16 protein-coding genes are annotated in these 13,410 nt (G+C 40.7%); 7 read left to right on the forward strand and 9 right to left on the reverse strand.

From position 1 onward, the window contains the following. Positions 1 to 172: 172 nt before the first annotated feature. Positions 173 to 1,201, reverse strand: a complete 1,029-nt coding sequence (locus E0E32_RS19800; RefSeq protein ID WP_130860602.1) for a S66 family peptidase — start codon at positions 1,199 to 1,201, stop codon at positions 173 to 175. 110 nt (positions 1,202 to 1,311) lie between these two features. On the opposite strand from E0E32_RS19800, the gene E0E32_RS19805 reads away from it, so the two are divergent. The 6 genes from E0E32_RS19805 (at position 1,312) to E0E32_RS19830 (ending at position 4,603) form a co-directional block, all read left to right on the forward strand. Beyond that, a complete protein-coding gene (locus E0E32_RS19805; RefSeq protein WP_130860603.1) occupies positions 1,312 to 1,641 on the forward strand; it encodes a hypothetical protein in 330 nt (109 codons plus the stop codon). 159 nt (positions 1,642 to 1,800) lie between these two features. Continuing rightward, complete coding sequence (locus tag E0E32_RS19810; RefSeq protein WP_130860604.1) at positions 1,801 to 2,076, forward strand: autorepressor SdpR family transcription factor; 276 nt, start codon at positions 1,801 to 1,803, stop codon at positions 2,074 to 2,076. Then, on the forward strand, positions 2,069 to 2,716 hold the full coding sequence (locus E0E32_RS19815) for an SdpI family protein (RefSeq protein WP_165445099.1): 648 nt from the start codon (positions 2,069 to 2,071) through the stop codon (positions 2,714 to 2,716). The genes E0E32_RS19810 and E0E32_RS19815 overlap by 8 nt, the downstream gene beginning before the upstream one ends. Beyond that, positions 2,713 to 2,925, forward strand: coding sequence for a PLD nuclease N-terminal domain-containing protein (locus E0E32_RS19820; RefSeq protein WP_130860606.1), 213 nt, complete (start codon positions 2,713 to 2,715; stop codon positions 2,923 to 2,925). The genes E0E32_RS19815 and E0E32_RS19820 overlap by 4 nt, the downstream gene beginning before the upstream one ends. Continuing rightward, positions 2,926 to 3,840: an ABC transporter ATP-binding protein gene (locus tag E0E32_RS19825; RefSeq protein ID WP_130860607.1), complete on the forward strand. Its 915-nt coding sequence runs from the start codon at positions 2,926 to 2,928 to the stop codon at positions 3,838 to 3,840. It abuts the gene before it with no gap. Beyond that, on the forward strand, positions 3,827 to 4,603 hold the full coding sequence (locus E0E32_RS19830) for an ABC transporter permease (RefSeq protein WP_130860608.1): 777 nt from the start codon (positions 3,827 to 3,829) through the stop codon (positions 4,601 to 4,603). Before E0E32_RS19825 ends, E0E32_RS19830 begins: the two co-directional genes overlap by 14 nt. Positions 4,604 to 4,732: 129 nt before the next feature. Here E0E32_RS19830 and E0E32_RS22425 read toward each other — a convergent pair whose 3' ends face one another. Together E0E32_RS22425 and E0E32_RS19835 are read right to left on the reverse strand one after the other, a co-directional pair. Further along, the gene (locus E0E32_RS22425; RefSeq protein ID WP_165445100.1) at positions 4,733 to 4,903 is read right to left on the reverse strand and encodes an Rpn/YhgA-type helix-turn-helix domain-containing protein; all 171 of its coding nucleotides are present in this window, start codon (positions 4,901 to 4,903) and stop codon (positions 4,733 to 4,735) included. A 102-nt stretch (positions 4,904 to 5,005) separates the two neighbouring features. Continuing rightward, positions 5,006 to 5,854 (reverse strand): AraC family transcriptional regulator, encoded by an 849-nt coding sequence (locus tag E0E32_RS19835; protein WP_130860609.1) that lies wholly within the window; start codon positions 5,852 to 5,854, stop codon positions 5,006 to 5,008. A gap of 84 nt (positions 5,855 to 5,938) precedes the next feature. Between E0E32_RS19835 and E0E32_RS19840 the strand changes: the two genes are divergently transcribed. Then, complete coding sequence (locus E0E32_RS19840; protein ID WP_130860610.1) at positions 5,939 to 7,936, forward strand: beta-galactosidase; 1,998 nt, start codon at positions 5,939 to 5,941, stop codon at positions 7,934 to 7,936. A gap of 366 nt (positions 7,937 to 8,302) precedes the next feature. On the opposite strand, the gene E0E32_RS22745 is transcribed toward E0E32_RS19840, so the two are convergent. The 6 genes from E0E32_RS22745 to nagZ all read right to left on the reverse strand — a co-directional run bounded on the left by E0E32_RS22745 (position 8,303) and on the right by nagZ (position 13,368). Beyond that, positions 8,303 to 8,428 carry a hypothetical protein gene (locus E0E32_RS22745; RefSeq protein ID WP_262361287.1) on the reverse strand — a complete coding sequence of 42 codons (126 nt, stop codon included), beginning with the start codon at positions 8,426 to 8,428 and terminating at the stop codon, positions 8,303 to 8,305. Continuing rightward, complete coding sequence (locus E0E32_RS19850; protein WP_066190065.1) at positions 8,428 to 8,832, reverse strand: HI0074 family nucleotidyltransferase substrate-binding subunit; 405 nt, start codon at positions 8,830 to 8,832, stop codon at positions 8,428 to 8,430. The genes E0E32_RS22745 and E0E32_RS19850 overlap by 1 nt, the downstream gene beginning before the upstream one ends. Before the next feature lie 116 nt (positions 8,833 to 8,948). Further along, a complete protein-coding gene (locus tag E0E32_RS19855) occupies positions 8,949 to 9,614 on the reverse strand; it encodes a hypothetical protein (protein ID WP_130860611.1) in 666 nt (221 codons plus the stop codon). Positions 9,615 to 9,751: 137 nt separating this feature from the next. Then, entirely contained in the window at positions 9,752 to 10,291 is a 540-nt protein-coding gene (locus E0E32_RS19860) for a hypothetical protein (RefSeq protein WP_130860612.1), read from the reverse strand. An 81-nt stretch (positions 10,292 to 10,372) separates the two neighbouring features. Next, on the reverse strand, positions 10,373 to 11,554 hold the full coding sequence (locus E0E32_RS19865; protein WP_066190060.1) for a sugar efflux transporter: 1,182 nt from the start codon (positions 11,552 to 11,554) through the stop codon (positions 10,373 to 10,375). 143 nt (positions 11,555 to 11,697) lie between these two features. Further along, positions 11,698 to 13,368: a beta-N-acetylhexosaminidase gene (gene nagZ / locus E0E32_RS19870; protein ID WP_130860613.1), complete on the reverse strand. Its 1,671-nt coding sequence runs from the start codon at positions 13,366 to 13,368 to the stop codon at positions 11,698 to 11,700. Positions 13,369 to 13,410 lie beyond the last annotated feature (42 nt).

Genomic DNA, 13,410 nt, shown 5'->3' on the forward strand with positions numbered 1-13,410 from the left:
GGATGGTTATGCATATCAATAGTCATCACACATTTGCGAGTCCTTACGATTCAGCTCCCTTTTCATCGTTATCTAATGCTTTTTTATTCTTTTTTTTACCACCATGCAACTAACCGTAAGCCTCCCCTTCAAGAGCAAAATTAGTTATACAGGTGCCTCTTCCCTTCATCACTTAAACAAACGACAATTCGATCTCTCCTGCTCCGTCCTGATACGTAATCGTTGCTAATGCTCCATTCACCAGCGTTACTTGAGGTGGCATATGCCCTACATCCACATCATATATAAAGGGAATGTGTATGTCAGAAAAGATATCTTGTAACACATCTAATAACTGATAGTCTTTGGTTGCTTGATAACCATTGAGCCTGCCGATGAGCACTCCGTTTGTATGGGCAAACCATCCATTCACCTTCATTTGCCAAAATGCTCGATACATGTCCGCTGCACTCATTCCCACACTTTCAAAATACCAAACGATCCCATCCTCAGAGGCGAAATCCTCCATAAAAGTATGCAACTGATCAAAAGGTGTACCATGAAGCAGTTGAATAGTGTTTAATGTACCACCTAATAATCTGCCAGAGAACCTAACATTTCCCTTATTACTTTTCCATTCTGTTTTGGTGTCTGGGTAAAAACCTGTAGCTGGGTGGCGAAAGACCTCTTCCCACGATGATTGAAACTGTTCAGAGGAGACTTGATGAATGGTATCACCCTCTTTAGCAGTTAATACATGATGCCAGCCAAGGCTTGTTTTATCTAATTGAGGAGCAGACATTTCATTAAAGTTGATACCATGAGCAGAAGCGTTGCCTGTCAACATAGTGTAAACAAAATTAAACGTACTGATATCAGAGTATCCCAATAACCATTTCGGCGGCATATCTCTTAAGGCATGCCAGTTTATTAGAGGCAATACCTCCATTACAAAGTCTCCACCCCATGGGGGAATAATCGCCTTTATCTGAGGATCTTGATAAAATGCCATAAATTCTTGTGCTCGTTTCTCTTTGGGAGCACTTCGAGCCTGTCTCTCCTGCCAGATTGTATCACCAAATACAACCTGATACCCTAATAGCTCTACCTGTTTTTTAGCCTGCTGTAACAAGAGATGCAATGGTTCCTCAACGCCACTCGATAGCGCTGTTACGCCGATCTTATCTTTCTTAACCAATCCATCTGGATAATGAATATGCATACGCTCTCTCCTTCCTTATGTGCTCCATTGTATCTTATATACACTATTTCGTATACTGTTCTTTAGCATGGAAAAATATGATACACTAGAACGTTAAAGGAGATGAATGTATGTCAAAGTTATTACTCGGAATCGTTGAATTTTTTGCTGCTATTTTACTATTTGCCATCCTGCTCTTCTTGCTTGGTAGCATAAACGAAACAGTCATATCAAACTTGACGGGTAAAGAAATCATAGAAATTACTCATCAGAAAGCTTACTTTGTCCTTATGGGGTTGCAAGTGGCAGGGGTTTTTCTTATCACGCTATGGCTCTTTCGTAATAAGATCCAGTCTAATCGTTGGCGTCATCACAAACCATTTTCTTCAAAGACGAGCAAAATGATAATTGGTTTAGCTCTATTATTTATCCTCCCATTCTATCTTATTCCATTTTTCTAACGAAGCGATAGGAGGCGTACATGCGCTCGTACAGCCTCCCACCTCTTGACTTTTACACGATTAATGTGAAAAAGCTAAACTCATTGACAATCATTCTTTTTTATTTTATTATTTAGTTAATTACTTAAATACTTAAATGAAGAAAGGAATCACTTTCTTATGAAAGAAGCATTTAAAGCCTTAGCAGACCCAACTCGGCGTGAAATTCTTGACCTGCTCAAAAAAGGAGATTTAACAGCTGGCGAAATTGCCGACCAGTTTGACATGTCCAAACCGAGTATTTCGCAACATTTACGCTTATTGAAACAGGCCGGCTTGGTCGATGATGAGAAAAAAGGACAGTTTATCTATTACCATCTTAACATTACGGTTTTTCAAGAGCTAATTAGTTGGGCGATGACATTTACACACAAAGGAGATGCCCACGATGTATAAACATTTAGGAGCTATTGCACTCATAATCGCCACTTTAGGAATGTGGTTTATTAGTTACCCATACTTACCGAACGATCTTCCCATGCATTGGGGAACAGATGGTTCGGTGACCTGGTCTGCACCGAAATCGATTGGAGTACTTATAAACATGGGACTGCTCATCCTCATCTATATCATGTTTGTATGGATACCTAAGCTAGACCCCAAACGAAAAGGATATTTACTTCAGTCCAGGGCTTATCGAGTTGTTATCTATGCCACAATGTTACTACTGGTTTTCGTCAATGTATTAGTAGTTGTGCAAAGTTTAGGCATGGATTGGAATGTGGAGATTATTGTTCCACTAGCTGTAGGGGCCCTCTTTATCGTCATGGGAAACTACATGCAAGCAGTCAAATCCAATTGGTTGATGGGAATACGGACACCTTGGACATTATCCAGCGAAAAGGTGTGGCAAAAAACCAACCGTTTAGGCTCTCGTTTGTTTATATTAGCAGGACTTAGTTTCTTTATCATTCCGTTTATTGATCTAAACCTAGCTGTATATTTTATTATCACTGGAGCACTGCTGATCGCCATTATCTTAACCGTTTATTCCTATGTGGTGTATAAACAGGAGCAGAAGGAGGACTATCAATGAACGACCAAACTATCCAAGAATTGATTCAGATATTAGCACCATTTATCATTATCCAGTTTATCTTGATGGTTATTGCACTTTTCGCTTGGTTTAAGGCAAGGCAAAATAATATGTTAAAAGGAAATGAATGGGTCTGGTTAATCGTCATTATCCTATTAAACGTAATTGGACCGATTCTATTCTTCATTTTCGGAAGGAGGCAGGATTAAATGACACTGATCATTGACCAATTAAACAAAACATATGGACAGAAACAAGCTGTCCATCGATTAAATCTAGAATTGGCACCAGGTCAGACCTACGCCCTATTGGGGCCAAACGGCGCAGGTAAAACCACTACCCTACGTATGATTAGCGGCTTAATCAAACCAACTGCAGGCACGATCCGCTTTGATGGGATTAGAGAAAATGAAGACCTACGCCGCTATATTGGATACCTACCACAATATCCACATTTCCACGGATGGATGTCTGGACGCGAATTTCTGATTTATGTAGGTGAACTAAGTTATCTATCGAAAGAAGAGGCAGGCACACGAGCAGACAGGTTACTGGAGAAAACCGGCATTGCAGAAGCTGCCAATAAGCGGATTAACACCTATTCAGGTGGGATGCGACAACGCTTAGGGATTGCCCAAGCAATGATTCACCAGCCAAGATTCCTGTTGCTTGATGAGCCAGTCTCCTCACTCGATCCTGTTGGCAGACGCGATCTGCTTAATTCATTAGAAGAACTAAAAACAGAGACGACCATTCTCTTTTCCACCCATATTTTATCCGATGCAGAAGAGATCAGCGATAGCTTGATTGTGATGAATCAAGGGCGTGTTGTAGAACAAGGGACATTGGAAACTTTACGTAAGAAATATCAGCGGCAGGTCATTGATCTGCATTTTACCGAGGCTTCGCAAGAACTGCAAATCCAAATAAAGTCGATTAGTGAAGTGACGGAGGTACATGAACAAAAGGGTCACCTTGTTGTTGAAGTTACCGATGTTGAGACAGTAAAAAAAGCAATCCTTCAGCTCACCCTCGAACAAGGCTGGTCATTGGATTATTTCTCTGTCCATCAGACGTCACTGGAAGAAATGTTTATGGAGGTGATCGGCCATGAGACAACTTAAAACCGTCTTTAAAAAAGAACTACTCATGCATACGCGAAATTACAGCCTAATTTGGATTCCTATTGTTTTTATTGTGCTGAGCATTATGGATCCGATCACTACCTATTACTTGCCGATTATTCTAGAAAAAGTTGGCGGAATGCCGGAAGGAGCGACTTTTGAAATGCCAGATGTCCTCCCCGTTGATGCCTTTATGATGAGCCTTAGTCAGCTCAGTATGTTCGGCGTCCTGATTGCAATTTTGTTAACATTATCGACCGTAAGCGGGGAACGAAAGAGCGGCGTGCTCGAGCTTATATTGGTGAAGCCAGTAAAAACCATCAACTATTTAGGGGCAAAATGGCTGGCGAAAATATTCGTATTTGCCATTGCCACTGTTATTGGATTACTGATAAGTTGGTATTATGTAGACTTGTTATTTGGAGCGCTAAGCCTCCCTTATACCATACTCGCGATTTGCTTTTTTACGATTTGGTTTGTATTTGTTATCAGTGTAACGATGGTATTCGCTTCCTTGCTGCGCTCGCAAGTCTTGAGCTGTGGTTTAACGGTGATCACCTTCATCATATTATCGATTATCAATAGCATTTTCCAACATAAAATGCCTTGGTTTTACAATAATTTATCCAATCTAATTCAAGAAATGCTCTACCAAGAACAAATCTCCACTGATCTGATCATCAATCTTGTCCTTTTAGTTGGTACTTCGATATTGCTGCTGGCGGGGAGTGTTTATTTGTTTAATCGTAAGGAGAGTTTGTAATTTTTCGTTAGGGACGGTGCAACCATTTATATTGGAGGAATGTTATCCCAAAGAAGAGACATCGAACTTACTTTTCTCACATACTTAAGACCAAAAAAGGCATTCACATGGAGCTGTGAATGCCTTTTATTATTTTATTTCTTTTTTGATTTGTTCGATTTCTTCCATGGTCAAATCTGTTGCTTCCATAATTTGTGTTTCATCCATATTTAATAGTAATAACTTTTTGGCTACTTTTAATTTCCCTTTCTTTTCGCCTTTTTTCTCGCCTTCTTCTCTTAATTGTTCAGCAATAGACATGAGTCGTTTCCTCCCTTCTATTGTTAACTGTTCTTTTAGCGTGTCAATCGGTAGATCATTACAAGCACTTAAAAGTATGGAATGCTGCTGCACTACCACCCCTCACTGCAAATGTCGATTCAGATATAATCTTCTGAACTGTAACGGGGTGTATTTCGTTGTCTTTTTAAAAAAAGCGACAAAATAACTGGCATCTGAAAATCCAGTCAAATGAGCGATCTCTTGAATCTTTAAAGCAGAATGGTTAATCAACAGCTCCTTCGCCTTATTCACTCGATAAGCTTGCAGATAGGAAATAACCGTATCTCCGGTAAACCTTTTGAAAATCCTTGACAGGTATTGTGGGCTAACAAACAAATCACCAGCCAACCCCTCTAAGGTCAATGGTTCGTCAAATTGATGCTCAATGGTGCGAAGCGTAGGTGAAATATAGTGAAGATACAAAGGATCGTCACTATACTCGGTGATACGATCTTTTTGACTTAAGTTCAACAAAAAGGCATAAGCAGAAGTGGATAACTCTAATGGATTTTTATCGCCAGACATATGCTGAGCAATCACTCTGTCAATCCAAGCTCCAAAAGGGAAAGCACCCGTATACTCATCCGTTATATAATGCCCCTTCCCTACCATATTCACCAAATGATCACTCAACGTACCATTGAAAGTGACAAACTTAGTTAGCCATCCTTGATTTGCATAATAATAATGAGACACAAAAGGGCGGATCAGCACCCCTTTACCTTTTGGCAATCGAATGATTTTTCCATCTATACTGATTTCCCCATAGCCTGCTTCTGTCTGCAGCCAGTGAAAATGAGGGTAGCCATCAGGCCGAACAATGCTCTCTTGCTCCCACTGATTCCCAATACTAGCGATCGCAATCGGCAAGGAACTGCTGGTTACTTGAAAAAAAATAGGCATACTGTCACCTCGGTTTCTTAAATTCATATAAACTCTTTCATTTATTTATACAAATAGCGCTTTCACTCTTTTATAATAATACTATCATAACAAAAGATAGGGTGATAATAAATGAAAGAAATACAACATTTCCTATATGGTGGGGATTACAACCCTAATCAATGGGATCGTGCCACATGGAAAGAAGATATGGTCTATTTTAAAGACGCCCGAATTAACAGCGCCACGGTCAATGTATTCTCATGGGCAAAAATCCAACCTTCCGAACATGAATATGATTTTTCCGAGTTAGATGATATCATGGATATGCTGACAAGAGAAAAATACCAAATTGTGTTAGCTACCTCCACTGCGGCACTGCCCGCTTGGATGTTCAAGAAATATCCCGAAGTAGGCAGAACCGATTTTGAAGGACGACATCACAAATTTGGACAACGTCATAACGCTTGTCCGAATAGTCCGATTTATCAAAAATTCGCCAGGCGACTAGCCTCCAAGCTGGCAGAGCGTTATGGTGATAATCCGCAGCTCGCCTATTGGCATATTAATAATGAATATGGTGGAGAATGTTTCTGTGAAAATTGTGAAAAGGCCTTTCGCGTCTGGCTAAAAGATAAATATGGAACGATTGAGGCACTGAACAAGGCCTGGAACCTGGAATTTTGGGGACACACGGTCTATGAGTGGGATGAGATCGTCCTGCCTAACGCCTTAAGCGAAGGTATCTCTTATGAAAATACCGCTTTTGCTGGTATCTCGATTGATTACCGCCGATTTAATTCAGATAGTATGCTGGAGAACTTCAAGATGGAGCGGGATGCCATTAGAGAATGGGATAAGGATACACCGATCACAACGAATTTAATGGGTACGTACCGTTACTTAGATTATTTTAAATGGGCCAAAGAAATGGATATTGTTTCTTGGGACAGCTATCCTGCTTATGACACACCATGGAGTGAAGTAGCGCTACGTCATGATTTAATGCGTGGCTTAAAGAAACAACCTTTTATGTTGATGGAACAAACCCCGAGTCAACAAAATTGGCAGCCATATAATTCATTGAAGAAGCCTGGGCAACTACGTGCACAAAGCTATCAAACAATTGCCCATGGCGCCAATACGATTCAATATTTCCAATTGCGTCGTTCGATTGGGGCCTGTGAGAAGTTCCACGGAGCAGTAATTGCCCATAGCGGCACCACCAATACCCGTGTATTCCGCGAGGTTAAACAAATCGGTGAAGAACTTGAAGCGATAGGAAAAGAGCTGCTTGCGACTAATATCAAAAGTAAAGTAGCCCTAATCTTTGATTGGGATAACTACTGGGCCTTGGAATATACTAGTGGTCCGAACAAAGACTTAACGTATGTTGACCAAATTCATCACATCTATCAATATTTTTATTACCAAAATATTCCTGTTAATTTGGTCTCCATTGACGACGATTTTTCGGATTACCAATTGGTACTAGCACCTGTGTTGTATATGGTAAAAGAGGGAGTAGCAGAAAATATCGAGAAGTATGTCGCCAATGGCGGTGTTCTCGTTACCGGCTTTATGAGCGGACTCGTGGACCAATCCGATAATGTCTATCTTGGCGGCTATCCAGGCCCTCTCCGCGAGCTTTGTGGCATTTGGGTAGAAGAAATTGACGCTTTAGCACCTGAACAGAGTAATCAAATCGCATGGAAAGACGGTCAAACCGGTATTGGCACACTTGTTAGTGATATTATCCATTTGGAAACCGCAGAAGCATTAGCCAACTATGATTCCAACTTTTACAAAGGGACACCAGCTGTAACGGTCAATGACTATCAAGACGGAAAGGTGTATTACTTTGGAACAGAATTGGATGATTCTCTTTTAGCAACGCTGCTAAATGAAGTGGTGAGTCATACAGAGATCGAGAGGCAGGTTCCCGATACAAAACTAGAAATCATCTCACGGGAAGGAAAAGAGTCTACGTTCACCTTTATCATTAATTTTACAAACGAGGATGTGCAAATTCCTGAAATGTTTGCTGGCCAAACAGACTACTTAACGAATCAAACAATTAAGGACCAACATGAGCTTGCGCCTTTTGATGTTTTGTTGATGAAGGAATAGTAACACGCAAGAAAAAGATATGGTTCCTATTACATTTAGGTAATCATATCTTTTTCTGATTTTAACAGTAATATCGAAAAGCGTTAAGCCAATCAAGGAGGCTTAAAAAACTATTAAGATTAATGCTTTTCATCACTTTTCACAGTGATTATACTCTATAATATCTCTACTTCGTTTATCAACTTTTTTTCATCACACTTATAAATTATTTTACCTTCTATATCAATATGAGTTTTTAAGTTTGGGTTAGAGGTCGCCTCATAGTGAATCAAGTCAAAAAATAGAGCAGAGAACATCCCTCATTCAGTAAATCAAATAATTCATATAGCGTATTGGGCTTAATGCTTGTTCCTTTAATGGCAAGATCTATTCAGACCCTCTTTTGTAGTTAACCATTGCTCGATTTCCAAAAATGATTCCATGCTCAATTTCACTAAAACTTTGCAATGTATTATTTATTTCACGAATATCACTTTCCAATAAACCAAACATTATGATACTTCCTTTAGTAATGTAAGATATAGTTTTCTAAGCATAGGCAAAAATTTTTCTTGTATTTCTCTCACTAGTTTTTCTGTCAATTCTTGATCATAGGTATTTGCGATTAAATATCGCTTGGACAATGCTTCCATCCACAGATAGCCGTTTTCAATTATTTCAACATGGAACGCTTGCTTAATCGATTCTCTTGGGCTTTTAACCATGATTCCCTCTGCTTCTAAATAATCCTTTAATACCTTCCATGCTAATTCGAAAGTTGTTTCAAAAAATTGAATAATGCCTGCTCGTTCCAATTCCGTCGATATGGGAGTAGCAGCGTATTTTTCTAGGAGTTTGAATGATCTCTCAAAGTTTTCAAATTTTTGTTTCCAACGAATATCCTTCGATTCATCCATTATTTCACTTCTCCATGATACGTAAGCGGTTTTTTGAAAAAAGCAATCTTATGCTTTTATTTCATATAATAGGTTACATTAAATTCCATACCCTGCAAACAGACAAATGATGGGAACTACTCATCCCACCAATTAGTCTCCATATCTATTAACCAATGATTTCGCAACATTAAGGCACGTTCCAATGCGGCGATGGTCGCTGCAACTAGCAGACTTATATTCAGCCAATCTGGCAGGAAGAAAGGCGCTTCGAAAATGCCCCAGCGCTCAGCAATATACGGGATATGCGAAATCAAGGAAATTAACTGAGGCAAACCAATGACAAGGGATAGCAACAAGACGATAACTGCCATTAAGCCAATCAGCGAACTGACCTTGGGAAAACGGGCATCAAATCTTAACCTTAGCCCTTCTGCTGAACGACGATCGGGGGTTAACACCTCTTCCCCGCTCTCGTCATCGGCCACATAATGCATGCGTTTCGCACCATAGGTGGTCGTCGCCACTTCGATCACACCTCCTGGAACAGGAAAAATGGCTGGAAGGGCAGAGAAAGCATGATGCTTACCATCACGATACAGATCAGCCGAAGGTTCTTCACTGAAATAATTGATATCGATAGTATACGTATGACTGCTGCCATCCGCTTCAGGCAGCGTTATGTAGAATAATGAACGATATAAAACTTCATAAAAACGGTACGGTTTGAGCGCATGCCCATCCCCCTGCTTTACTTTTTTGATCGACTTCTGGCGTCTCCAGCGTTTAAACAAGTGCAACATCGCTTTCTCCTCCTTCTTCCATATAACCTCTTAACCATATACGCAAGCTACCAGGGAAAGGTTTCAGTATTCATTCGCGAATAGAAAAAACCTCTTTAAGCCATCCCAGCTAAAGAGGTACTCTATCCCATGCCTACCTACTCACTGCCAACACTAAAACCAATGAGCATTTGCATCTCTAACATTTGCAGTTTTCGCAATGCCATGCCTTTATCGCTATCTTCTGCAGCGTTCCGATGTACTTCTTCTACTTCATCAACCATCGCAGCTGGATCCCATGTCCCTCGTTGCTCTAAATCTGCATCCATTTTCCGTCCTTCGTCATATAACAGGGCATGGATCGGGTGCTCTCCCGCCTTACGAAACCAGTATTTTGCATTGGGGAAATCCCCTTCCCGTCGATGCATAACGCCATGCAAATAAGAGCCTAATGGATTATCCAGGCTTTGTGAAATCGTATGAGAGCTATACAAGTCATCATTTAACAACAGCAGACTGCTGCGCACCGCTTCCACGGTCTGCGGAGAAGGTGGTGCTTCTCCTTCCGGGCGAATCTCCTCTGCGGCTAACGTATTAATTTCTTCACTCAACTGATCATCCCATACTTGCTCCGGTAAAAGTCGCGGTAATGGCTCACGTTCATTTAAACGTTGTAAAATAGCAGTAATTTCTTTCAATGGACATCTCCCTTTCTATGTTAATAGGTGTCATTATATTAGGCAATTCCCGTAACCACTGTATTCTAAACAGACCATATTCTAACGTTTATCTTTTTTGAATAGAAGAAAGATAGAGGTCACTAATACCACCAGACAAAACCAATTTATGTAACGAAAGCCAACCAATGTAGCACCAAACCCTGCTAATAAGTTGCCTCCCAATCTTCCTAAGGTAGAAGCATTGGCATACATTGTCGCAGCAACACCAGCCGAATGGGGTAATAGATTGGAAAAATAACTTAAGCCATTCCCCATCACCACAGCGACAAAGGTGGCTTGAAAAATCTGTGCTCCGATTAATTGCCATGTATCAGTAGACAATGCCAAAATACTGTAGTACAGCAAAGCAGCAGCACAGCCAATAAGCGTAATCCATTGATTGGAGATTCTTGTGCTTAGTGCCCCAAATGTCAGCATAAGAGGAATCTCCAAACCAGCACATAAAGCAACCATTACCCCGACATTGGCAGGTGTACCCTGTAATTCATTGATAATAAGCAACGGTGTATTGATACCGTTAACAGAGTTAACAGCAAATAACAGCGTAAATGCTATAAATGGCCATATCATTCCTTTCATTTCTGATGAAAAGAAAAGGTTTGGCTTACTGTGCACTGATTTTTTTACAGAGGCTTTCCGTTTAGGTAGAAATAGAAAGACAATGCAAGCAAGGATAAGAAAAATAAAACTAGTTCCTAGAAAGAGCCCCTGATAGTTAAAAGCCCCCAGAAGTAGCGTGCCAAACAACGGGCCAATGAGAAAGCCTAGCGAGAATAAAGATCGCAAAGTAGATTTGGCAAAAGTCTTATCTTGCGACTTACTAGCATTAGCCGACTCATCTGCATAGGCAAACATTTGCGGCATCGCTGCCGCTCCCAATCCATTAAAAAAACTAACAGACAATAATAATCCGATAAAAGATTCAAAAATAAGATACGAGGTATAACCACAAGCGGAAGAGAGTAAGGCTGCCAAAATCAACCACTTTCGACTCATACCATTGTCCGAATAGTTAGCGATAATCGTATTCGCAATCACTCCAGCGAAAGAACTAACGGCCATAAATACTCCAAAAGCAGATGGACTCATCCCAATCACGGTTGTTCCATATATCGAAAGGTATGGGGCAGTGATCGATATACTTGTCCCCACCAATAGCATACAAATAATAAAAAGCCAAAAATACGGAATATGAAAAAGCATCTTTAACCGATTAAACACTACAGCCATCTCCTATACAGCACCATTACAAACAAGCATTATCACATAACTTTTATTATAACGAATGTAACCTCTCGAAACAATGGGCTATGTGAAAAGCGGCTTATTTCAGAACACACAAAAAATCCTAGGAGCTATTGATGTCACTTGGAAGATATCACTTCCCTAATTGTCTCCACATGCTCATTAACCGATTCGATATCATGCTCTGGTGTGGGGCTGTCAGACAATTGATACTTTTCTTTTAACTGAATAATACGCTCTACACTCTGATCGATTCTTTCTTCGCTGATTTCGCCATTTTCAACTGCTGACTTTAACTCTTCCACCACAGTAGCAATTTGCTCCGGCTGATGGGCAACCAGTAATAAGTCTCCACCTGCCTTGACGGACTGAACCGCTGCTTCTGCTATACTATAATGATCGGTAATCGCCCCCATTGTCAGATCATCGGTCACTACGACACCATTAAAACCTATGTCTTCGCGCAGCATATCCGTAATAACTGATTTTGACATCGAAGCAGGATACTCGGATTTCATTTGAGGCAGTAAGATATGCGCAATCATCACCATATCTGCTCCTTGTGCAATAGCGTTCTGAAACGGAATCAATTCCAATTCCGCTAGTTCATCTTGGTTTTTATCGACTTTTGGCAACTCCAAATGGGAATCCACACCTGTATCACCATGACCAGGGAAATGTTTGACAACCGAAATCACTCCATTTTCTTGAATCCCCTTCATCGTTTGAATCCCTAAATTCGAGACGATATCAGGATTGTCTCCAAATGAACGGTCACCAATCACTGGATTATTGGGATTACTGTCCACATCAAGCACGGGGGCAAAATCCAAGTTAAAGCCCAATGTCCGCATCTGCTCTGCAAGGATAGTGCCTACCTCGTAAGATAGATCTGGATCATTCAATGCCCCTATCGAACGGCTATCCGGTAAACTGTTTATTCCTTCAGGCATACGAGTCACACTGCCGCCTTCTTCATCCACCCCAAGCAATAAGGGATACTCGTTTTCTGCATTGGCACCTTTTATATCATCTAAGAAATCGGTCGTTTGCTCCCTATTTTCGATATTAGGACCAAATAGAATGATACCCCCTACATGATATGATTGAATCATATCAGTGGTTGCCTCTGTAATTTCCGTTCCATCTACCCCACTAAAAATCATTTGCCCGATTTTTTCATCTAGACTCATCTCTTCCGTTTCATCCATTTCTTTCGATAATGAAATATGATCTACCGACGGGTTAGCTTCCTGATCAGTCGGCTCTGGCAACACCCATTTTAAAACATAACCATTATCCAATTCGTAAACCAGAATAACCTGATCATGATCCTCATCTTGATAATAACGTGTATCATCTGGCTGTTGATATGACTGAATCATCTCCAAATCAATTGCAGAAAGCGTCTCCCCTGCTGCACGTATATCCGTCACCGTATCCTCTGTCATTCCCACATCTGCCTGTTGCTCGGAATACTCCAAAAAACGCCCAACATCGGTATCCGAAGTATGATCAGGAGCTCCCCAAGCGGCTTCCACTTCCTCCCCAGTGGATACGCCAACAACAAACGGATAATCCGCAACTTTTCCCTGCTCTGCCTGACGAAATACCTCTTCAAGCGCCGCTTCGGGGTTACTCATCATTTGACCTTCCTCATCTGTAGCTGTATTTCCAGGCAGCTCGCCTACTTGTTCATTAGGATCATTCCCTATAAATCGGATAGTGAGCCATGCCACTGCACAAACGATAACAGCCAAAAAAACAAATCGAGTTACACGTTTGCTCATTTAAATTCCTCCCATTATGCTAAAAACAAATTCATTCCAAGC

It is taken from the genome of Gracilibacillus phocaeensis, from assembly GCF_900626275.1.
Taxonomy (GTDB): Bacteria; Bacillota; Bacilli; order Bacillales; family Amphibacillaceae; genus Gracilibacillus; species Gracilibacillus timonensis.

Bases quoted from the DNA above. Each gene is read 5' to 3' on its own strand.
- E0E32_RS19800 (WP_130860602.1), bottom strand. From the start codon at position 1,201: ATGCATATTCATTATCCAGATGGATTGGTTAAGAAAGATAAGATCGGC.
- E0E32_RS19805 (WP_130860603.1), top strand. From the start codon at position 1,312: ATGTCAAAGTTATTACTCGGAATCGTTGAATTTTTTGCTGCTATTTTA.
- E0E32_RS19810 (WP_130860604.1), top strand. From the start codon at position 1,801: ATGAAAGAAGCATTTAAAGCCTTAGCAGACCCAACTCGGCGTGAAATT.
- E0E32_RS19815 (WP_165445099.1), top strand. From the start codon at position 2,069: ATGTATAAACATTTAGGAGCTATTGCACTCATAATCGCCACTTTAGGA.
- E0E32_RS19820 (WP_130860606.1), top strand. From the start codon at position 2,713: ATGAACGACCAAACTATCCAAGAATTGATTCAGATATTAGCACCATTT.
- E0E32_RS19825 (WP_130860607.1), top strand. From the start codon at position 2,926: ATGACACTGATCATTGACCAATTAAACAAAACATATGGACAGAAACAA.
- E0E32_RS19830 (WP_130860608.1), top strand. From the start codon at position 3,827: ATGAGACAACTTAAAACCGTCTTTAAAAAAGAACTACTCATGCATACG.
- E0E32_RS22425 (WP_165445100.1), bottom strand. From the start codon at position 4,903: ATGTCTATTGCTGAACAATTAAGAGAAGAAGGCGAGAAAAAAGGCGAA.
- E0E32_RS19835 (WP_130860609.1), bottom strand. From the start codon at position 5,854: ATGAATTTAAGAAACCGAGGTGACAGTATGCCTATTTTTTTTCAAGTA.
- E0E32_RS19840 (WP_130860610.1), top strand. From the start codon at position 5,939: ATGAAAGAAATACAACATTTCCTATATGGTGGGGATTACAACCCTAAT.
- E0E32_RS22745 (WP_262361287.1), bottom strand. From the start codon at position 8,428: ATGTTTGGTTTATTGGAAAGTGATATTCGTGAAATAAATAATACATTG.
- E0E32_RS19850 (WP_066190065.1), bottom strand. From the start codon at position 8,832: ATGGATGAATCGAAGGATATTCGTTGGAAACAAAAATTTGAAAACTTT.
- E0E32_RS19855 (WP_130860611.1), bottom strand. From the start codon at position 9,614: ATGTTGCACTTGTTTAAACGCTGGAGACGCCAGAAGTCGATCAAAAAA.
- nagZ (WP_130860613.1), bottom strand. From the start codon at position 13,368: ATGAGCAAACGTGTAACTCGATTTGTTTTTTTGGCTGTTATCGTTTGT.